Origin of the sequence: Maribacter sp. PR66 (assembly GCF_028464205.1) — a bacterium.
Taxonomy (GTDB): Bacteria; Bacteroidota; Bacteroidia; order Flavobacteriales; family Flavobacteriaceae; genus Maribacter; species Maribacter flavus.
In genome coordinates this window covers 23,556-45,426 of the sequence record NZ_JAQPCH010000014.1, presented here as the reverse complement: position 1 = coordinate 45,426, position 21,871 = coordinate 23,556, and the positions used below count along the sequence as shown (strand labels likewise).

General features: G+C 41.9%; 14 protein-coding genes. 9 read left to right on the top strand and 5 right to left on the bottom strand.

What is annotated here, in order from left to right; genetic code table 11:
• Positions 1-59: 59 nt before the first annotated feature.
• On the bottom strand, positions 60-2,096 hold the full coding sequence (locus tag PP181_RS17240) for an HD family phosphohydrolase (protein WP_272638003.1): 2,037 nt from the start codon (positions 2,094-2,096) through the stop codon (positions 60-62).
• Positions 2,097-2,394: 298 nt separating this feature from the next.
• Between PP181_RS17240 and PP181_RS17235 the strand changes: the two genes are divergently transcribed.
• Positions 2,395-3,570 (top strand): acetyl-CoA C-acyltransferase, encoded by a 1,176-nt coding sequence (locus PP181_RS17235; RefSeq protein WP_272638002.1) that lies wholly within the window; start codon positions 2,395-2,397, stop codon positions 3,568-3,570.
• 16 nt (positions 3,571-3,586) lie between these two features.
• On the top strand, positions 3,587-4,336 hold the full coding sequence (locus PP181_RS17230; RefSeq protein ID WP_272638001.1) for a C40 family peptidase: 750 nt from the start codon (positions 3,587-3,589) through the stop codon (positions 4,334-4,336).
• A 54-nt stretch (positions 4,337-4,390) separates the two neighbouring features.
• Here PP181_RS17230 and PP181_RS17225 read toward each other — a convergent pair whose 3' ends face one another.
• Positions 4,391-5,653, bottom strand: a complete 1,263-nt coding sequence (locus tag PP181_RS17225) for a tetratricopeptide repeat protein (protein ID WP_272638000.1) — start codon at positions 5,651-5,653, stop codon at positions 4,391-4,393.
• Between the two features lie 72 nt (positions 5,654-5,725).
• Entirely contained in the window at positions 5,726-8,215 is a 2,490-nt protein-coding gene (gyrA, locus tag PP181_RS17220) for a DNA gyrase subunit A (protein ID WP_138258628.1), read from the bottom strand.
• 258 nt (positions 8,216-8,473) lie between these two features.
• Between gyrA and PP181_RS17215 the strand changes: the two genes are divergently transcribed.
• Together PP181_RS17215 and PP181_RS17210 are read left to right on the top strand one after the other, a co-directional pair.
• A complete protein-coding gene (locus tag PP181_RS17215) occupies positions 8,474-11,026 on the top strand; it encodes an ATP-dependent Clp protease ATP-binding subunit (RefSeq protein WP_154918725.1) in 2,553 nt (850 codons plus the stop codon).
• Between the two features lie 208 nt (positions 11,027-11,234).
• Positions 11,235-11,636: an STAS/SEC14 domain-containing protein gene (locus PP181_RS17210; RefSeq protein ID WP_125222690.1), complete on the top strand. Its 402-nt coding sequence runs from the start codon at positions 11,235-11,237 to the stop codon at positions 11,634-11,636.
• Between the two features lie 4 nt (positions 11,637-11,640).
• On the opposite strand, the gene PP181_RS17205 is transcribed toward PP181_RS17210, so the two are convergent.
• Positions 11,641-13,185, bottom strand: coding sequence for an NAD(P)H-hydrate dehydratase (locus tag PP181_RS17205; RefSeq protein ID WP_272637999.1), 1,545 nt, complete (start codon positions 13,183-13,185; stop codon positions 11,641-11,643).
• A gap of 258 nt (positions 13,186-13,443) precedes the next feature.
• Here PP181_RS17205 and thrA point away from each other — a divergent pair, with 258 nt between their 5' ends.
• The 3 genes from thrA to thrC are packed head-to-tail and all read left to right on the top strand — an operon-like array spanning position 13,444 to position 18,136.
• Entirely contained in the window at positions 13,444-15,885 is a 2,442-nt protein-coding gene (gene thrA / locus PP181_RS17200) for a bifunctional aspartate kinase/homoserine dehydrogenase I (RefSeq protein WP_272637998.1), read from the top strand.
• Positions 15,886-15,887: 2 nt separating this feature from the next.
• Positions 15,888-16,808: a homoserine kinase gene (locus PP181_RS17195; RefSeq protein ID WP_272637997.1), complete on the top strand. Its 921-nt coding sequence runs from the start codon at positions 15,888-15,890 to the stop codon at positions 16,806-16,808.
• Positions 16,809-16,840: 32 nt separating this feature from the next.
• Positions 16,841-18,136: a threonine synthase gene (gene thrC, locus PP181_RS17190; RefSeq protein ID WP_272637996.1), complete on the top strand. Its 1,296-nt coding sequence runs from the start codon at positions 16,841-16,843 to the stop codon at positions 18,134-18,136.
• Here thrC and PP181_RS17185 read toward each other — a convergent pair.
• A complete protein-coding gene (locus PP181_RS17185) occupies positions 18,133-19,743 on the bottom strand; it encodes an aminopeptidase P N-terminal domain-containing protein (protein ID WP_272637995.1) in 1,611 nt (536 codons plus the stop codon). The genes thrC and PP181_RS17185 overlap by 4 nt on opposite strands.
• A gap of 126 nt (positions 19,744-19,869) precedes the next feature.
• On the opposite strand from PP181_RS17185, the gene gcvT reads away from it, so the two are divergent.
• Entirely contained in the window at positions 19,870-20,955 is a 1,086-nt protein-coding gene (gcvT, locus tag PP181_RS17180) for a glycine cleavage system aminomethyltransferase GcvT (protein ID WP_272637994.1), read from the top strand.
• Complete coding sequence (locus tag PP181_RS17175) at positions 20,956-21,870, top strand: glutaminase (RefSeq protein WP_272637993.1); 915 nt, start codon at positions 20,956-20,958, stop codon at positions 21,868-21,870.
• Position 21,871: the final 1 nt, after the last annotated feature.

Here is a 21,871-nt window from a genome sequence, read left to right as displayed (position 1 = left end):
TTTACCGTAGAAGCACGCAACTATTTTACTAGGTTTTTTAAAAAAAAATAAACGGTCTGTCATTCAGGATATTCTACCCTTAAATGGTAAATGTTGGTCAGTTTTTGTTTGAAGATTTTCTTGATGATTTCAATCTCCTTAAAGGTGATGTTCGCATTTATGAACTGATTGGCTTTCATTTGTCCTGCAATTATCTTATCTACAAATTCATCAATAATGGTATAGGTGGGATCCTTTAGGCTTTTTGAGGCTGCTTCTACAGAATCTGCCATCATCAATATGGCCGTTTCTTTTGAAAATGGAAGAGGGCCTGGGTATTTAAAATCCTCTTCATTGATATTTATTTCCAAGTCCCTCTCCTTCTTATAGAAATAGTAAACGTATGTAGTTCCATGATGGGATCTAATAAAATCGATAATACGATCAGGTAATTTATTTTTTCTTGCAATCTCTATGCCCTTTATAACATGTCCAATAATAATCTTGGCACTTTCTCTAGGAGTGATTTCGTCATGGGGGTTCACATTGGTAATCTGGTTTTCGGTGAAATAGGTAGGGTTGTTCATTTTACCTATATCGTGGTAGAGCGCCCCTACCCTTACCAACATGGCATTTGCCCCAATTTCATTGGCCGCGGATTCTGCGAGATTGGCTACTTGAAGGGAATGGTTAAACGTACCAGGGGCTTTGTTGGATAATTCTTTTAATAACTTTGAATTGGTATCCGAAAGTTCCAACAAGGAGACATCGGATACTAGACCAAAGACTTTTTCATAAATATAAATCAAGGGCTGTACGAACAAGGTTATCATACCATTGAGTAAGAAAAGCCCTAGTGTATACCATGAGATATTACTGAGGTTGCCTTCGTGTATTATGTGAAATGCCAAATACCCCACTACATAAATAGAAATAATCTGTCCTATAGAAATAAATAGATTGGCCCGTTTATACAATTCAGAAACTGTTAAAATGGTAACAATACCCGTAATAATCTGAAGGAAGATATATTCAAAACTATTGGGTACTACAAACCCTAAAATCAGTACGGTCAGTACATGGGCGAATAGCCCCAATCTCGCATCAAAGAAGGTTTTTAGAATTAAGGGTAGTATACATAACGGCACTACGAACACCAAGGAATCATCATACTTTACAACCATGGTTGTGATAAAAACCATCAGGAGGATATTGAAAAAAATGAAGGTTACTTTTGTATTGTTGCCATAGATGGCTGGTCTGTATTTCTTCAGAAAAAGCAAGAGCATTAAAAGTACCAAGGCCACCAATACGGTATACCCAATAAGTATGATATAATAATTGTGAGCTGTCCATAACTCCGATTCATATTCCGACTTCAAAGACTCTAATACTTTCAGATTTTCGCCTTCTACAACCTCGCCCTTGGCAATAATTAGTTTACCTTCATCTACGGTACCTCGAGTGTAACTAATCTTAGATAAAGCGTCCTCCCGGCTCTTTTGCGTGAGGCTAACATCGTAACTGACATTTGGCTCAATAAGCTCAAAAAACAGGTCTTGAAATTCTTGGTTCAAATGGGGAATATTCTCTTCCTTCAGTTTCTTTTGAATCAAATTCCCAACATCAGAAAGCCTGTAAAACGAGGAAAATTGTTTTTTCGCGGCCGCGTTGTTCTTAACCAAAAAAACAGAACCGCCCCTAATCTGTTTAGCACTACTATCCAGTACACCATTTTGGTAGATGGAATCTAAAAGGGTTTCACCTATTTTTTTTAAAAAATCCTTTTGGGCATTTGTGTAAGCCGAATTACCAAAAATGCTCTGGAAAGAATTATCATATCGCTCGTAAACCCTGCTAACCTGCTGATGGTCGTACCTAAAATATTGTCCGCTTGTCTCTTCTATTTGCTGCTTTTCCTGAGCAATCTCGGAATCGGATTTTTTTATCGAAAAATCAAAAGGTGCATATAAGGTTTCAAATTGCCATGGTTTCCCTTTTTGAAATTCATACTTGAACTTTCCGCCTTTAGGAAAAAAGAAAACAATAAATCCTATGGAAACAAAGTATAGGAAGTACTTGTATATAAGGGATTGTTTTTTGTAAAGGTTGTCCAAACGTTCAATTTTTGCGTAGCTATTCCAAAAATAGAAAATATAAATGTACAATAAGGAATTAGGTCAATAACCAAGGTTTTGGTTTAGAATTTAGTAATTTCGTTTATATAAATTTGAAAATACATGAAATGAGCGATAGGGATCCTTGATACTTATCAAGATGTACCGATAGCTATCAAGATGGCGAAATCAAAGTTTCAAAAACTTTTGAAAACAAAGGATAATGATATGAAAAATTACACCCGCCTGAACGTTACATCATGACAGATCCATTTTTAAAAAGCAATAAAAATATAAGATGAAAGAGGTTGTTATAGTTTCTGCGGTACGAACGCCAATAGGAAGTTTTATGGGTGCCTTGTCCACAATTCCTGCTCCTAAACTTGGTGCCGCCGCGATAAAGGGAGCCCTAGAAAAAATCAATTTAAAGCCGGATATGGTGGAAGAAGTTTTAATGGGAAACGTTGTACAGGCGGGCACGGGACAAGCCCCTGCAAGACAAGCGGCTCTTTATGCAGGAATTCCGGATACCGTACCGTGTACCACGGTGAACAAAGTTTGTTCCTCCGGAATGAAGGCCGTGATGCAGGCAGCCCAAGCCATTGCCCTAGGAGATGCCTCCATCATAGTAGCGGGAGGAATGGAGAATATGAGTTTGATTCCGCATTATGCTTACTTGAGATCACCGGTGAAATTTGGTCCGTCATCCATGGTAGACGGAATGCAAAAAGATGGTTTGGTAGATGCCTATGATCAAAATGCTATGGGCGTATGTGCGGATGCCTGTGCCGTTGAATATAAATTTTCAAGGGAAGACCAAGACGCTTTCGCCGTACAGTCCTACAAAAGGTCTGCAGAAGCTTGGAAAAAAGGCTTTTTCAAAAATGAAGTTGTTCCCGTATCGGTACCTCAGCGACGTGGGGAGCCATTGATCGTTTCCGAAGATGAGGAATACAAGAACGTTTTCTTGGATAAAATCCCAAATTTAAGACCGGCATTCTCCAAGGATGGTACGGTAACGGCCGCGAATGCCTCCACCATCAATGATGGCGCCGCTGCCCTGGTATTGATGAGTGCCGAAAAAGCAAAGGAATTGAACCTAAAACCTTTAGCCTCTATTAAGGGCTATGCCGATGCCGCACAAGAACCAAAATGGTTTACGACCGCTCCTGCCAAAGCTTTGCCAAAGGCTTTGAATAGAGCAGGGTTTACACTTCAAGATGTTGACTTTTTTGAGTTTAACGAAGCTTTCTCAGTAGTAGGTTTGGCGAATATGAAAATATTGGGTCTTACCGATGTAAATGTAAATGTTAATGGTGGTGCCGTTTCTTTGGGACACCCATTAGGATGCTCAGGAGCACGGATTCTTGTAACACTAATACATGTTTTAGAACAAAAAAATGGAAAAATTGGTGCAGCAGCTATTTGCAATGGAGGCGGTGGTGCTTCTTCCATGATTTTGGAGCGAGCCTAAACATCCTAGAAAATAGATGCAATACGGTATTTGCCCACTAAGTGTTATTCCTTTGAGAATATCGCCCGAAGAAGCTTCGGAAATGACGAGCCAAGTACTCTTTGGAGAGCATTTTAAGATATTGGAATCCCGCAAATATTGGTCAAAAATCAGAGTTTCGTCGGACAAATGTGAGGGATGGGTACCAAATAATCAAGTACATTTTATCACCAAAGAGGAATTTATATTAATTGAAGAAAAACAGCCAATTTTTGCTACAGATCTCTTAAGCTTTGCAGAACATCCAAACGGCACACCGATTTCAATAATTTTAGGTTCCTCAATCCCTTTGACCAAGATTCTTAAAGTAACGGTTGAAGGAAATAAGACCGAAGGGAAACAAACAAAAGAGCACATAATCAATACAGCATTAAAATACTTAAATGCGCCGGAATTAAAAGGTGGTAAAACTCCATTTGGTATAGACGCCTCTGGATTTGCACAAATGGTCTATAAAATTAACGGCTACAATTTATTACGCACCGCACAGGAACAGGCGAGACAAGGGGAAGCTTTAAGCTTTATAGAAGAATGTGAACCTGGAGATTTGGCCTTTTTCGATGATTCCTACGGACATATCAATCATGTTGGTATCGTAATGAAAAATAATTTTATCATTCATGTAAACGGTATGGTACGAATAGACAGGATAGACCATACCGGAATTTTTAATTACGATCTTAGAAATTATTCGCATCAACTAAGGGTCTTAAAAAGAATCCTATAAAAAAAGGGTCCTAAAATTATTGGACCCTTTTTATAATTTATGTTGTTTAAAGAATTATTCCCCTAGCAACTTTTTTATTCTCATGAAGTTTTCATTATCGCCCATAGCACCATAGATGTTCTTCAACTGCGTTAATATACCTTGATTGTCTGGGTTTGTTTTTAATGCGGTTTCCAAAATATCGGCTCCCTGAGTGAAGAAATTATCCTTTTTTGTTTTAAGCTCGTCATACTTGGCAATGTCGGCTCTGCTATTACCCAAAGAATTCATTTCGTCAATCAAAGCGTTACCCTGATTAACATAGGTAGTGGAAAGGTTCAAATAGGCGTTAGTGTAACTAGGATTGATTTCAATTGCCTTTTTGTATGACTCTCTAGCCTCCTCAAAATTCCCTTGCTCCATGCTGATTACACCAACGTTGTAATGTAAATCTGCATTATCTGGTGCCAATGCTATCGCTTCAGCCATTAATTCCTTGAATTTATCCTTATCTCCCAATTTAAAATATAGGTTAGCCTCGTTCAATATAAGGTTGACATCTTCTGGGTCATTAGCTCTAGCGGCTTTATATGCCTCTAAAGCTTTGTCATCCTGTCCTAATTGGGTGTAGATTAGTGCAGTATTTTTTACGATTTCAGCTTTTTTGGAAGGTGTTTTCTCATCAACTGGATCTTTATAGGTTCCAGATTTTACCATTAGGTCACGTTGCGTTTTGTCCATAATTTCCTGCTCACCGGTTTCAGTATTGGTGGCCTTATATACGATACCGCTACCATCGTAACCTATTTCTTGAAGCTCATTGTAATATTCCAAAGCTTTTTCATAGTGTCCGCCGTTCACGGCACTGCTTGCAGCATAGTACAAATATGTAGTATCCTTTGGGCTGATTTTATAGCTCATATAAAGCTTATCGGCAGCGGATTCAAACTTTTGTTGTTCGTTATCGGATACTGCGGAGTTTACCAAATCTGCAGATATACTTGCCATATACTGGGTTGCCTCGTTGGAGTATTTACTTTTACCGGATTGTTCTTCTATTTCCAATACCTTTTGGAAGGAATTGGCCGCAGGCTCAAATGCGGAATCATCTCCTTTTTTGGCCAAATCGGCATACACTTTTCCCCTTGTATAATAATATTGGGCCTGCATTTTTTCGTCTGCGCCAGAAATACTACCCATGGCGGCTTCAATAGAGGTTTTAGCAGCTGCCACGTCCCCGTCTTTCAATGCCTTTTCGGCATCCTTTATTTCGTTTTTTTGGGCTAAACCGACCATTGCAATGGACATTGCCGCTATTATTGAAATCTTAGTTTTCATTTTTGATTCTATTAATTATTAATTAGTGTTAAATATCTTTCGGAGCAAATTTAATCAATTCCCATGCCAATTTTACTCAGGGTTCACTTCAATGTCATTAATATCGGTCCCGTCTAAGTCATCTTCTTCCTTCATCACCTTAGCTACGGCCGCGATAGAGTCATTACCTTTTATGTTGATTAATCTCACACCTTGCGTGGCCCTTCCCATAACCCGAAGGTCCTCAACGCTCATTCTTATGGCTATTCCGGATTTATTAATAATCATAAGATCATCGGAATCCGTAACATTCTTGATTGCGACCAAATTACCCGTTTTTTCGGTAATGCTGATGGTTTTTACTCCTTTTCCACCACGGTTTGTAATCCTATAATCCTCGATACTGGACCTTTTGCCATATCCATTTTCGGAAACAACAAGGAGCTCATCCTCAAAATTATGAACGGAAACCATTCCAATTACCTCGTCTTCATCGCTGTCTAGGGTAATACCACGTACACCGGATGCACTACGCCCCATAGGTCTTGTTTTACTTTCCTCGAATCTAATTGCCTTACCAGATTTTAGACCCAAGAAAATTTGGCTGGTACCTGTCGTCAATTTTGCCTCCAAAAGTTCATCGCCCTCCCTAATGGTTATGGCATTGATACCGTTCTGTCTTGGACGGGAGTACTGTTCCAACAGGGTTTTTTTGACGACACCCTTTTTGGTAGCCATTATAACATAATGACTGTTCACATACTCCTCATCCTTTAGATCCTGCGTACAGATAAATGCCTTTACGGTATCATCCTGCTCAATGTTGATTAGGTTTTGTATGGCCCTTCCTTTGGAAGTTCTGCTTCCCTCGGGAATTTCAAATACCCGCATCCAGAAACACTTTCCTTTTTGCGTAAAGAACAACATGTATTGATGGTTGGTCCCCACAAAAAGGTATTCCAAAAAGTCCTCGTTTCTTGTAGATGAGGCCTTTTGACCAACACCGCCCCTATTTTGTGTCTTATATTCCGATAGTGGGGTTCGTTTGATATAACCGGCCCTAGAGATAGTAATGACTACCTGTTCATCGGGTATCATATCCTCCATACTCAAGTCCCCACCGGCAAAATTAATTTCCGAACGGCGTTCATCACCATATTTTTCCTTTACCTCAAGAAGCTCTTCCTTGATGATTTGCATTCTCCGCTCTTTTTTGGCGAGAATATCCTTTAAGTCGGCAATGGTCTTAATGATTTCCTCATATTCAGAACGCAACTTGTCCTGTTCCAGACCTGTCAATTGACGCAACCTCATTTCAACGATTGCCTTGGCCTGAATTTCGGTAAGCTTGAATCGCTCCATCAGGTTTTCACGGGCCTCATCTGCATTGGAGGAAGCACGAATAATAGCGATGACCTCATCGATATTGTCCGATGCAATGATTAACCCTTCCAAGATATGCGCCCGGTCTTCGGCCTTTTTCAGCTCAAATTCGGTACGTCTAACAACAACCTCATGACGATGCTCCACAAAATAGTGAATCATGTCCTTCACGTTCAGCAATTGTGGCCTTCCATTGACCAAAGCAATGTTGTTTACGCTAAAGGAAGTCTGTAAAGCGGTATACTTAAAGAGCGTATTTAGCACAATATTGGGTATCGCGTCCCTTTTCAACATGTAAACGACGCGCATACCTTTTCGGTCAGATTCGTCCCTAATGTTGGAAATCCCCTCTATTTTCTTCTCATTAATAAGGTCGGCCGTCTTTTTGATCATATCCGCCTTGTTCACCTGATACGGAATCTCTGTAACAATGATACATTCACGCCCTTGAACTTCCTCAAAATGAGCCTTCGCCCGCATGACTATTCTACCTCTACCCGTATGAAATGCCTCTTTTACGCCGTCATACCCATAAATTATCCCCCCAGTTGGAAAATCCGGAGCCTTTATATGGGTGATCAACTCATCAACTTCTATATCGTTGTTGTCAATGAAGGCCACCGTTCCGTCCACTACCTCGGCAAGATTGTGCGGGGGCATATTTGTGGCCATACCTACGGCAATACCCGAAGCCCCGTTCACCAATAAATTCGGGATACGCGTAGGCAATACCGTGGGTTCCTGTAAGGAATCATCAAAATTCAATTGATGGTCTACGGTATCCTTATCGATATCCGCCAACATTTCATCAGCAATCTTACGCATACGCGCTTCCGTATATCGCATCGCAGCCGGACTATCTCCATCCACAGACCCAAAGTTACCCTGACCATCGATCAACATATAGCGCAAACTCCAATCCTGGGCCATTCTTACCATGGTGTCGTAAACGGAAGTATCGCCGTGCGGGTGGTATTTACCCAATACCTCACCCACAATACGTGCGGATTTCTTGTGGGCACTTGTACTCCTTACCCCAAGTTCGTGCATTCCAAAAAGTACCCTTCTATGTACTGGTTTTAGACCGTCTCGCACATCTGGCAGTGCCCGTGACACTATGACCGACATTGAGTAATCAATGTAGGCAGATTTCATTTCTTCTTCTATGTTGATAGGAATCAATTTTTCTCCTTCAGCCATGGTAAATTTTTAAATGTTTTTTATTCGTAAAAAAGCATGCCAATATACGGAAAATAGAGGGGTTGAAAGAACTGAACCAAGTATTTATTCAATATTTTATTAACATAAAACCTGGGTGCATTGGTTGATAATTATACCGACATGTAGTTTGATTTGGTTAACTTTTTTCGTCATTTAGAACAACTTTAACGAATATAGGTACGGTATTTGCCCATGATTCATTGATATTTAGTAATTTTATAGTTGATAATTCAATATATGGACGACAATTTTTCACCTAGAGTAAAAGATGTAATTGCCTACAGTAAAGAGGAAGCTTTACGGCTTGGTCATGATTTTATTGGGACAGAGCATTTGATGTTGGGCCTTTTGAGGGATGGCAGTGGAAAAGCAATAAGTATTTTGGATGCCCTGGACGTAGACTTAGATCATTTACGTAGAAAGGTCGAAATACTTAGTCCTTCCAACCCAAATGCAGGGAACGTTCAAAAAGACAAGAAAAATCTTCATTTGACGAGACAGGCGGAAAGAGCATTGAAAACGACCTTTTTGGAGGCAAAACTTTTCCAAAGTTCTTCGATCAATACGGCGCATTTACTGCTTTGCATCCTACGCAATGAAAATGACCCTACGACCAAACTTCTGCACAAGTTGAAAGTGGATTACGATGGAGTCAAGGAACAATTCAAGTTTATGATCACCAGCGATGACGAAATCGTGGATTCACCAACTTCTGAATCCTTCCCAAGTGATTCCGATGAAACCAATGAAGGTAAGGAAAGTACTTTTGGGACCAATTCTGGGAACAAAGGCTCCAAAAAATCCAAAACCCCGGTTTTGGATAATTTTGGAAGGGACCTTACCCTAATGGCCGAAGAAAACAAATTGGACCCCGTTGTTGGTAGGGAAAAGGAAATAGAGCGGGTTTCCCAAATTTTAAGTAGAAGAAAAAAGAACAACCCACTGCTGATCGGTGAACCCGGTGTGGGTAAAAGTGCCATTGCGGAAGGTTTGGCCTTACGCATTATAAACAAAAAAGTATCCCGTATCCTTTACAATAAAAGGGTAGTAACCTTGGATTTGGCTTCCCTCGTGGCTGGTACAAAATATCGTGGTCAATTTGAGGAACGTATGAAGGCAGTAATGAACGAATTGGAGAAGAACGATGACGTTATTTTGTTCATAGACGAAATCCATACTATTGTGGGCGCTGGAGGTGCTACTGGTAGTTTGGACGCCTCCAATATGTTCAAACCTGCCTTGGCAAGGGGCGAGATTCAATGTATAGGGGCCACTACCTTGGATGAATACAGACAGTACATTGAAAAGGATGGTGCCTTAGAGCGTAGGTTCCAGAAGGTTATCGTTGAACCTACCAGCGTTGAGGAAACCATCGAGATATTGCACAATATTAAAGGTAAATACGAAGACCACCATAATGTCAGCTACACGGATGAAGCCATTGAAGCTTGTGTAAAACTGACAAGCAGATATATGACCGATAGATTCCTTCCGGACAAGGCGATTGATGCTTTGGACGAGGCAGGATCTAGGGTACATATCGTAAATATGGACGTACCAAAACAGATTCTTGAACTTGAGAAGAAACTGGAAGATGTGCGGGAACTAAAGAATTCCGTGGTCAAAAAGCAGAAATACGAGGAGGCCGCCAAATTGAGGGACGACGAAAAAAGGCTCGAAAAAGATTTGGCCATAGCCCAGGAAAAATGGGAAGACGAAAGCAAGCTTCACAAAGAGACCGTTACCGAGGACAATGTAGCCGATGTGGTTTCTATGATGAGCGGCATCCCCGTTAATAGAATTGCGCAGACAGAGAGCAACAAATTGGCAGGATTGCCCAAGCTCATAAAAGCTAACGTAATTGGACAGGACGAAGCAGTTGCCAAGGTATCGAAGGCCATTCAAAGAAATAGGGCCGGTCTAAAAGATCCTAACAAACCTATTGGTTCCTTCATATTCTTAGGACAGACAGGTGTTGGAAAAACACAGTTGGCCAAGGTTATGGCGAAAGAACTTTTTGATTCCGAGGATGCCCTTATACGCATCGATATGAGCGAATACATGGAGAAGTTCGCCATATCAAGATTGGTAGGTGCACCTCCGGGATATGTTGGCTACGAAGAAGGTGGCCAATTGACCGAAAAGGTGCGCAGGAAACCCTATTCCGTTATTTTGTTGGACGAGGTCGAAAAAGCCCATCCAGACGTATTCAATATGTTGTTACAAGTGTTGGATGATGGTTACCTTACCGATAGTCTTGGTAGAAAAATCGACTTTAGGAATACCATTATTATCATGACCTCCAACATTGGGGCACGTCAATTAAAGGATTTTGGTCAAGGTGTCGGGTTTGGAACTGCGGCCAAAAAGGAACAAGCGGATTCCCATCAGAAAGGTGTCATTGAAAATGCGCTTAAGAAGGCCTTTGCTCCGGAATTCTTGAACAGAATCGATGACGTTATAGTATTCAATCCTTTGGAAAGGGAGCATATACATCAAATTATCGATATCGAACTTTCCAAATTGTACAAACGTATCAAAGGCATTGGTTACGAATTAGTATTGTCAGAAACCGCGAAGGACTACATAGCCGAAAAAGGCTTTGACAAGCAATACGGGGCAAGACCTTTAAAAAGGGCCATCCAGAAGTATATAGAGGATGCCTTGGCCGAAGAAATTGTCAATTCCAAATTGGAGGAAGGGGATACCATTACTATGGATTTGGATGCGAAAAAGGAGGAGCTTACCATTAAAATCGATAAGCCCCAGGAATCTCCAAAATCCGAATAAGTAAAATACAAATTCCAAAAATATGAAAGGGCATCCTAGTAGGTTGCCCTTTGTTTTTTTAATGCAATACCACAGCCTTCGTAAGAATTAAAACACAACCCTTTACGCCGCTTCGTATTACGTGCGATATTTACGCTTTTAATCTAATAATTTATTCCGTGGAGGATAATCGGTATATTTTCGTTCCAGACACTATAATGAATATAAAATGAAGGTAGGATCTGTGAACAAAAAGATCATCGTGCGCGAGTACAACCTGGAGGTTGGAAAAATTCAGGTTTTTGACGATTATATGGTATCCATTTTTGATGAAGGAGCCACGTTAACTTTAGAGAGGGCATATCAAATCATTGGGATTTCTGAAATCCATTTTAGGGATAAAAACTTCGGCTTTATCAGTCTAAGAAAAAATTCCTATGCCATAGACCCCACGATATACAGCTATTTAAAAGAATTGGAAAACTTGAAGGCATTTGCTATCGTATCCGTAAAGGAAATCGATATGCACAATTTCAAAATCGAAAAACTCTTTTATAAAAAGCCGATGAAGTTTTTCATTGAATACGAAAATGCGCTTAAATGGGTTAAAAGAAGGATCAGTGCCAAGTAAAGGTTTAACTTTCCTTTTCAGGGGTATCCGGACGCTCCTGCTCCGGTACCCTGAACAAATCCAAAAAAGCACTCCCAATGCCTTCTATAATATCCGAAGCAATCAATGCCTGATATCCCGTGTTTTCTACGGATATATCTCCTGATTTTCCATGGATGTAAACCCCAAAAATAGCCGCTTGCAAACTGGAATAGCCTTGTGCGATTAGTCCGGTAATGATACCGGTAAGGGCATCACCACTGCCCGCGGTGGCCATCCCTGGATTTCCAGTAGTATTGATGTACCCCCTACCCTCAAAAAAAGTGATGCTGTGAGCTCCTTTGACTACAAGGACAACTTTTCGCTTATCCGTAAACTGTCTTACCTTTTCCAACTTTTCAAAATCGTCCTTCCACTTCCCCACTAACCGCTCCAATTCCATTGGATGTGGTGTTAAAATGGAATTCTCAGGTATAAAATCCATCAGGTCCTGATTCTTGGAAAGGATGTTCAACGCGTCCGCATCCAAGATAAGTGGTAGTTTATTTGCCTTTAAGAAATGCTCCAATGCCTTTACGGTTTTGTCATGTATTCCCATTCCTATTCCCAAACCAACGACCGTAGGCTTCATGTCGAATTCAATAGCTTCGATCGCCTCTTTGCCATTTGTCAGGACCATCACCTCTGGAATCGCTGTCTGTAAAATTCCGTATCCGCATTCCGGAACGTACGCCGTCACCAAACCGCTGCCCGCTTTCAATGCGGCCCTGCTTGTCAAAATGACCGCGCCCATCTTTCCATAACTACCTCCCACAATGAGGGCATGTCCGTAAGTACCCTTGTGCGAGTATTTTGTCCGAGGCCGATAAAACTGAAGAACCTCGTTCTTAGAAATCAGTTCGAAATCCGTTTTCTCGTTCATCAAGAATTCCGCATCCAGACCAATATCCAAAACCTCCCATTGTTCCACATATATTCCGGTTTCGGGAAGAAAGAAAACCAATTTTGGTACTTGAAAACTTAGCACATAATTGGCCCTTATTACAGCTTCTTTGTCCTCTGGAACACTGTCCGTAAACAACCCGGATGGAATATCCACCGAAAGGATAAACGCCTTGGAAGTATTCAAATGCTGGATTATTTTTGCTACCCAAGCATCGGGCGTTCTGTTCAACCCAATCCCAAAAATGGCATCCACGATAATATCGTTAGGATGAATTTCTGGCATATTACTATCGGCATCCATATAAATGGGCCAAATTTTCCGGTCTTTCAATCGGTCCAAATTTGTCAGGAAATCCTTGGATCGTTTATCGCTATACTTAACAACGTACACAGCAATATCATATCCATGCTCGAACAAGTGCCTGGCAAGCGCAATACCATCGCCCCCGTTATTTCCAATGCCACAAAACAGATGGATCTTTACCGGTGCCCCCTGCATCCTAACGTGCATCCAATTAAAGATTTGGGTAGCGGCCCGCTCCATAAGGGCATCACTTGTTATCTGTTGTTTTTCAATAGTAAATGTATCGGCTTTATAAATTTGGGCGGCGGTAAAAACCTTCATAATAGCTTTGGATTGAATTAAAAAGTAACGATCCCATAAAAAATTGTGGAAACGTTTGAATAGCTAGCCAAATGTACTACTTTTGAGCCTCATCAAAGTAAATATCCCAAAAGGACATAATGCTTGTATCCAATACAATAAAAAACCAATTTCTTACACGTACCGTGTACACCACCCCTATGGGGTAATAATTATACACCTCCGTTATAGTGTTTTTCAACACGATTCCCATAAAGTCAATTTATACATTATTCTAGCATGAAAGTCTTGAAATTTGGCGGCTCTTCCGTAGCCAGCCCAGAAAATATCATAAAAATCAAAAACATCCTTTTGGCCTATAATGATCCAATCATTGTAGTAGTATCCGCCTTTGGAGGAGTGACGGACCAACTACTTCAAGCAGGTGAGTTGGCGGCCAAGGAACAAACCGGATATAAGGATATCCTCAGTGAAATCGAGACCAGACATTTGGGTACCGTTAAGGAACTGATTCCCATAACCGCGCAAAGCAAGGTGCTTAGCAAGGTAAAGTCTGAATTGAACATCCTGGAAACCCTATTGGAAGGTGCTTATTTTATTGGTGAGATTACACCTAAGCTTTCCGATAAAATCGTAAGTTTTGGGGAACTGTTATCGTCGTATATCATCAGCGAGTATTTGGCTTCGGAAGGTCTGGACGCCGTTTACAAGGACAGTCGGGAACTGATCAAAACCTTTAAGCTCGCCGGTAAAAATGTGGTGGACTTTACGTTGACCGATACCAATTGCAAGGAATATTTCAAAAACAACGGGGCTTTCATAACCGTTTGCCCGGGATTCATTGCCACTTCCAAAAATAATGACATAACCACATTGGGCAGGGGCGGTTCCGATTATACCGCAGCCATCTATGCCGCCGCTTTGGAAGCTAATGTTTTGGAGATTTGGACGGATGTGAGCGGCATGTACACGGCCAATCCAAAAATGGTAAAGCAGGCCAAGGCAATCACCCATATTTCCTATGAGGAAGCCATGGAACTTTCGCATTTTGGTGCCAAAGTCCTGTATCCTCCAACGATACAGCCTGTTCTGTCCAAAGGCATTTCGATACATATAAAAAATACCTTCAAGCCCGAAGAAGAAGGCACCCTAATAACCAAATCTAGGAACGAAGGCGGAAAGACCGTACGCGGTATCAGCCACATTGGCAATATGGCGCTACTTTCCTTGGAAGGTCCAGGAATGGTGGGTATACCCGGAATTTCAAAACGATTTTTCGAGGTTTTGTCACAGGCCGATATCAGTGTCGTGCTCATTACCCAAGCCTCTTCAGAGCACTCCATCTGCGTAGGGGTTTCGGCGGATGATGTTGAAAAATCCGTTGAAGTTGTAAACGAGGCGTTTGCCTACGAAATAGAAAGGGGAAAGATCAAGGAAGTGATACCGGAAAAGGGACTGGCCATTGTGGCCCTCGTAGGCGACAACATGAAGAGCCACCAAGGACTCAGTGGAAAAATGTTCAGTACGCTGGGTAAGAACAATGTGAATATTAGGGTGATTGCCCAAGGTGCATCGGAACGTAATATATCCTGTGTCATCAACGAGAAGGATGTAAAAAAAGCACTTAATGCCCTTCACGAGGAGTTTTTCGAGGAAAACGTAAAGCAGCTCAATCTTTTCGTCATGGGTGTTGGAAACGTTGGAGCCAAGTTCCTGAACCAAATAAAATCGCAGGAAAAATATCTAAAAAAGAATTTAAAGCTGAATGTTCGGGTGGTTGGCATATCAAACTCCAAAACCATGCATTTCGATGAAAAAGGAATTCCGTTGGATACGTGGCAAGATACTTTGTCGACCGGACAAAAGGCAGATAAGCAGCTTTTTATCGATAGGGTCAACGACCTCAATCTCCGTAACAGTATTTTTGTGGACAACACGGCGAGTGCGGAAATAGCTGGCACCTACCCAGATTTTTTGAGCAACAGCATATCCGTGGTAACGTGCAACAAAATTGCCTGTTCATCGGAATACAACAATTATGCACGCCTAAAATCCCTTGCTAGGGAATACAACGCGCCTTTCCTGTTCGAGACCAATGTAGGTGCGGGACTACCTATTCTGGACACCTTGAAAAACCTCATTGCTTCAGGAGACAAGGTGCTTAAAATTCAGGCGGTTCTATCAGGTAGCTTAAACTTCGTGTTTAATAATTTCAATGATTCCAACACCTTTCACGACATTGTAAAAAGGGCCCAAGAAGAAGGCTATACGGAACCCGACCCAAAGATAGACCTAAGTGGTATCGATGTGATGCGGAAGATCCTCATCTTGGCTCGCGAAAGTGGTTATGTTTTGGAAATTGGAGACATAAAGAACAATTCCTTCTTGCCCAAAGAAAGTTTGGATACCACCAACAACGATGACTTCTTTACATCCTTGGTAAAATATGAGTCGGACTTTCAGAAAATTTATGCCGATGCCAAAGCGAAAAACTGTAAGCTCAAGTATGTGGCCCAGTTTGAAAATGGCAAAGCCAGCGTAGGACTTCAGGAAATTCCAGAAGTTCATGATTTTTATAACCTGGAAGGAAGTGATAATATTGTTTTGTTCTTTACCGAAAGATACAAGAACCTTCCTCTGATAATCAAGGGAGCAGGAGCAGGTTCAGATGTAACGGCGTCGGGTATTTTTGCGGATATTATTAGAATAGGTAACTTTTAATTATGGACAAAGTAAAGGTATTCTGCCCAGCGACAATCGCCAATATTTCCTGCGGGTTCGATGTTCTTGGCGTTGCCTTGGATTCGGTCGGGGATGAAATGGTCGTCCGAAAGACTCTTAAAAAAGGAGTTTTCATCACCAAGATAGAGGGACAGAATTTACCCTTTGAAACAAAAAATAATGTTGCTGGTGTTGCAGGTCTTGCCTTATTGGAAAAAGCCGATTACGCCGGAGGTTTTGAAATCGAAATACATAAAAAAATAAAACCTGGAAGCGGTATTGGAAGTAGTGCTGCAAGCTCAACGGGAGCGGTCTGGGCCATGAACCATTTATTGGGAAACCCATTTTCAAAAACCGATTTGGTCACCTTCGCCATGGAGGGAGAACGCCTGGCCAGTGACGTAGCCCATGCGGACAATGTAGCTCCGGCCTTGTTTGGCGGTTTTACCCTGGTACGAAGTTATTCCCCTTTGGACATTGTACCCATAAAAGCACCCGAAGAATTGGTGGCAACGGTCATACATCCGCAAATCGAGATAAAGACATCGGACTCCAGAAAGATTTTAAAGACTACACTATCCCTTCAAACCGCTATAAAACAATGGGGAAATGTAGGCGGATTGATTGCCGGTCTGTTGCAAAATGACTATGGGTTGATAGGTCGTTCCTTGGAAGATCATATCGTTGAGCCTATACGCGCTATCTTAATTCCTGGTTTTGATAAAGTGAAAAAAGCATCATTGGAAGCCGGAGCATTAGGCGCCGGTATTTCAGGGTCTGGACCCTCCATTTTTGCATTAAGCAGAGGAACGGAAAATGCGAAAAAGGTGGCCGTTGCCATGAAAGAAGTGTATGAGGAAATAGGTGTGGAGCATGATGTCCATGTATCCAAAATTAATCATTTAGGTGTACGGACAATTTAATTCCAAGGCCTAAAGAAATACAAGTCAGCACATTGAAATTTTACAGTCTAAATAAAAAAGCACCCGTAGTATCCTTTAAGAATGCCGTGATCAATGGCATAGCACCGGACAAAGGACTTTACTTTCCGGAAAACATTGAACAGCTACCCAAAAGTTTCTTTGAAACCATCGAGGACCTTTCAAATCAGGAAATAGCGTTCAATGCCATCCATCAATTCGTTAGCGATGAAATCCCGAATGATGTCCTTCGCGACATTCTAAAGGATACGTTGGATTTTGAGTTTCCTGTCGTTGAAATCGAAGATAACATCGCTACCTTGGAACTTTTTCATGGACCTACAATGGCCTTTAAGGACGTAGGTGCGCGCTTCATGGCGCAATGTTTGGGCTTCTTTTCTACAGACGAAAAAAATGAGGTCACCGTTTTGGTGGCCACCTCTGGAGATACGGGAGGTGCCGTAGCCAATGGATTTTTAGGGGTGAATGGTGTAAAGGTGGTAATCCTTTATCCAAGCGGAAAGGTAAGTGATATCCAGGAACGTCAATTGACCACCTTGGGGCAGAACATTATGGCCTTGGAAGTGGACGGTACTTTTGACGATTGTCAGGCGATGGTCAAAACGGCTTTTCTAGATGAGGCGCTTTTAAGTAAAATGAAACTGACCTCGGCCAACTCAATCAATGTAGCCCGTTGGTTACCGCAATTGTTTTACTTTCTTTTTGCTTACAAACAAGCAAAAAGAAAGGGTATGGAGATTGTCTTTTCAGTACCGTCCGGGAATTTTGGAAATATCTGTGCCGGTATGGTCGCCCAAAAACTGGGCATGCCCGTGAAGCACTTTATTGCAGCGACCAATGTAAACGATACCGTTCCACAGTTCATGAAAACTCAATCCTATAAACCTAAACCTTCTACTGCAACTATTTCGAATGCTATGGACGTTGGCGACCCCAGTAATTTTGTGAGGATACGACATTTGTTTGAGGACGATTTTGAAACCTTAAAAGACCACCTCTCCTCCTACTCCTTTACGGACACCGAGACGAAAAAAGCACTTTTGGATATGTACCAGTCCTGTGGGTACTGCGCGGACCCGCATGGGGCAGTGGGCTATTTAGGACTAAAAAAGTATCAGGAAAAACATCCTAATGCCTTTGGCATCTTCTTGGAAACTGCACACCCCGTGAAATTTTTGGACGTGGTGGAAGAGACCATTGGCAAAAAACTTCCCTTGCCCCCACAAATCCAAAAGGTAATGGACAAAGAGAAAAAATCGATAAAAATTAAGGCCTATTCGGATTTAAGCGAATTCCTTTTGAACCGTTAATCCAGCTTTGGCAATTGAAAATCGTCCAAAGGACTGGGCTGTTTCATCATGGCCTCGATAGCTTCCGTCGTTCGCGGAGCCATAGCCGATAGATTCACCGGACCCTCCTCCGTGATGAGAATGTCGTCCTCGATACGTACCGCGATGCCCCACCACTTTTCATCGCAATCGCTGCCTTCCGGAATATAAATACCGGGCTCTACAGTGATGACGGTATTGGCCTGAAATGGACGGTAGGTACCTTGGTCATGCACATCCAAACCTAAATAGTGGGATGTACCATGCGGAAAATAGGTCCTAGCCTCACTGGCTTCCTTGATGATACCCAACTTCATCAATCCATTCTCCACGACCTTCAAGGCGGCCTTTCCGGGAGCCTGAAATTCGGCGCCCACCACACTGGCCTTTATCCCTGCCTCTTGGGCCTCATATACAATATCGTAAATGGCCTTTTGCTCAGGAGTAAATTTCCCATTGGCGGGAATGGTTCGGGTAACATCGGCCGTGTAGCCATGATATTCCGCTCCCAAATCCATCAAAACCAGATCATTGCCCACCTCCATTTTATTATTTTCAATGTAGTGCAAAATACATCCGTTATTGCCGCCCCCCACGATGGAAGGATAGCCTTCATACTCAGCCCCATATTTCTTATAGACGTACTCATGGACGCCTTGGATTTCCGTTTCGGACATGTTGGGGTGCATCGCTTTCATCACTTCTATTTGACCCACTGCGGAGATTTCTATGGCCTTTTTCAATAATTTCAGTTCCTCCGGGGTCTTGGTTTCCCTGAGCGTGGCCATTATTTCTGAAATCATTTTTGAGTCCAAATTGTTGGAAGCCAACTCTAAATTTACATTTTCCTTTACTTCCAGCCTCTTTGATTCATCGGTGGCATTCACGAAGTCCGTCAGGAATTCATCGTCTTTTAGGTTTTCATAAAATGCTAAATACCTACCCACCGCCTTAACTACGTTTTCTGCATTATTGGGTGTTACCGATTGGATCATTGCGTACAGGTTCTGCTTTACCGGGTCATAATCCGATGGATAATTGGCCTTTAGTTTAAAGGTTTTTATAAGGTCGAACAAATCGGCCTTTCCCCTTTTGTCCCTATAATCATTCTCAAAATCAAAAAAGGAAACGGTATCAAAGGATTTGAAATCGATAGGGACATCGGCAAAATCACTGCCATTGAAAACCTTGTCAAACCCAAGTTGCTCCCGTACCCCTTCCACACCCAAACGCTTTCCGGTCCATTGCTCCTCTTTGGCATTTCGCTCCTGAACATAAATCATTTCATTAAATTCCTGTCCATCGATATCCTTCTGCATATCGGAGAAAATAAGCAATACGGCATTGGGTTCCTTATAACCGGTGAGATAATAAAAATTGGGATCTTGATGGTAGATATAATCCACATCATTGGCCCTGTTTCGCTCGGCATTGGCAAAAAAGACCAAGACACTGTTCGGCGCCATCAATTCCCGGACTTTATCCCTTCTTTCTTTATGGAAATCCGATGACAAATAGTCTTGTGGAAGTTTTTGAGAGTTTACCGTTAATATAGAAAGGATAGCAATCCACAGCACAGATAATTTCATAAGTATTCTTTAAAGTTAAAAAAATAGGAACGAACAAGGTACTATAAAATTTGGGGAAAACATACGATGCCCTTGGAATGCTATCCTATTTAATTCCCTTAAATTTGCCATGCATAATTCAATACGATGAAAAATACAGCCTTAACAAAAACCCATGAGCAATTAGGGGCCAAAATGGTACCTTTTGCAGGATATAACATGCCCGTTTCTTACGAGGGCGTCAATGTGGAACATGAAACGGTTAGAAACGGTGTTGGCGTCTTTGATGTTTCGCACATGGGCGAATTTTTGATCAGCGGGCCCAGCGCGCTAGACTTGATACAAAAGGTGACCTCCAACGATGCCTCCAAATTGACCATAGGTAGAGCGCAATACAGTTGTTTGCCCAATGAGACAGGGGGTATTGTGGACGATTTGATCGTTTACAAAATCAAGGAAGAACAGTATCTTTTGATAGTCAATGCTTCCAATATAGATAAGGATTGGGCACATATTTCGAAGTATAATACCGATTTCAAAGCAGAAATGCGAAATCTCTCCGATGATTATTCGCTGCTGGCCATACAAGGTCCCAAAGCAGTGGAAGCCATGCAATCCCTGACTTCCGTGGACTTGTCACAAATTAAGTTCTACCATTTTGAGGTGGCCGATTTTGCAGGTATCGAGTATGTAATCATCTCGGCAACAGGTTATACAGGTTCAGGTGGTTTTGAGATCTATTGTAAGAACAGTGAGGTGCAACAAGTTTGGGACAAGGTTTTTGAGGCCGGTGCGGATTTTGGAATCAAACCGATCGGTTTGGCCGCTAGGGACACCTTACGATTGGAAATGGGTTACTGCTTGTATGGAAACGATATAAACGATGAAACCTCCCCCATTGAAGCAGGCTTGGGATGGATAACCAAGTTCACCAAGAATTTTGTCAATAGCGAAGCCTTGGAAAAGGTAAAAGAAAAAGGGCCCAAAAGAAAGCTTATTGGTTTTGAGTTGGACGAACGGGGAATACCAAGGCACGACTATGACATTGTGGATGCCGATGGAAATAAAATCGGCATCGTAACCTCTGGAACCATGTCCCCTTCTTTAGGAAAGGGTATCGGCTTGGGGTATGTCCCGACCGAGTTTTCAGCAATTGGAAGTAAAATCCATATACAGATTCGAAAAAATTCGGTACCGGCCACAGTTGTAAAACTACCTTTTTACAAGGGTTAAATGCCAGATTTCAAAAAGATACTACATACCATTTACGAGAAGACAAAGCAGTTGTCCGATACGGGAAGGGTTGCCACCTATATTCCTGAACTGGCCTGTGTACCGGAGGATAAATTTGGGATCTGTTTATTGGATATTGAAAAGGAATCGTATCAAATCGGGGATTTTGACGAGCGTTTTTCTGTGCAGAGTATCTCCAAAGTGCTCACATTGGCCATGGCCATGGGTCTTATTGGTGAAAAAATATGGGACCGGGTTGACGTTGAACCTTCCGGGGATCCCTTCAACCATCTTTCCCTTTTGGAGCAAGAAAACGGCATTCCAAGAAATCCCTTGATCAATGCCGGAGCCATTGTCATCGCCGATATTTTGGTAAGCGAGCTCAAAAACCCTAAAAAGGAATTTTTGGAGTTTGTACATAAAGTCAGTGGCGACACTTCAATCTCTTATGATGAAAAAGTGGCCCATTCAGAAAAAGCGACCGGATTTAAAAATTATGCTGCCGCAAACCTGCTGAAATCCTATGGCAACCTAAAAAACGATGTCATTAAGGTGTTGGATTTCTACTTTTACCAGTGTTCCCTATCCATGTCCTGTTCCCAGCTTTGCAATACGTTCTATCTGTTCATAAACCGGGGCAAGTGCCTAAAGAATTATGATTTTTTAACTGTAAGTCAGGTCAAACGGATAAATGCCATCATGCTTACGTGTGGCTTCTATGATGAGGCCGGTGAATTTGCCTTTGAAGTGGGGCTACCCGGCAAGAGTGGTGTCGGCGGTGGAATTGTGGCATTATTACCAAGAAAATTCTGCGTGGCCGTCTGGTCGCCTGGCCTAAACCCCAAAGGAAATTCTACAAGGGGCATGGCGGCCCTGGAGCGACTGACCACATTATCAGATTTATCAATTTTCTAGT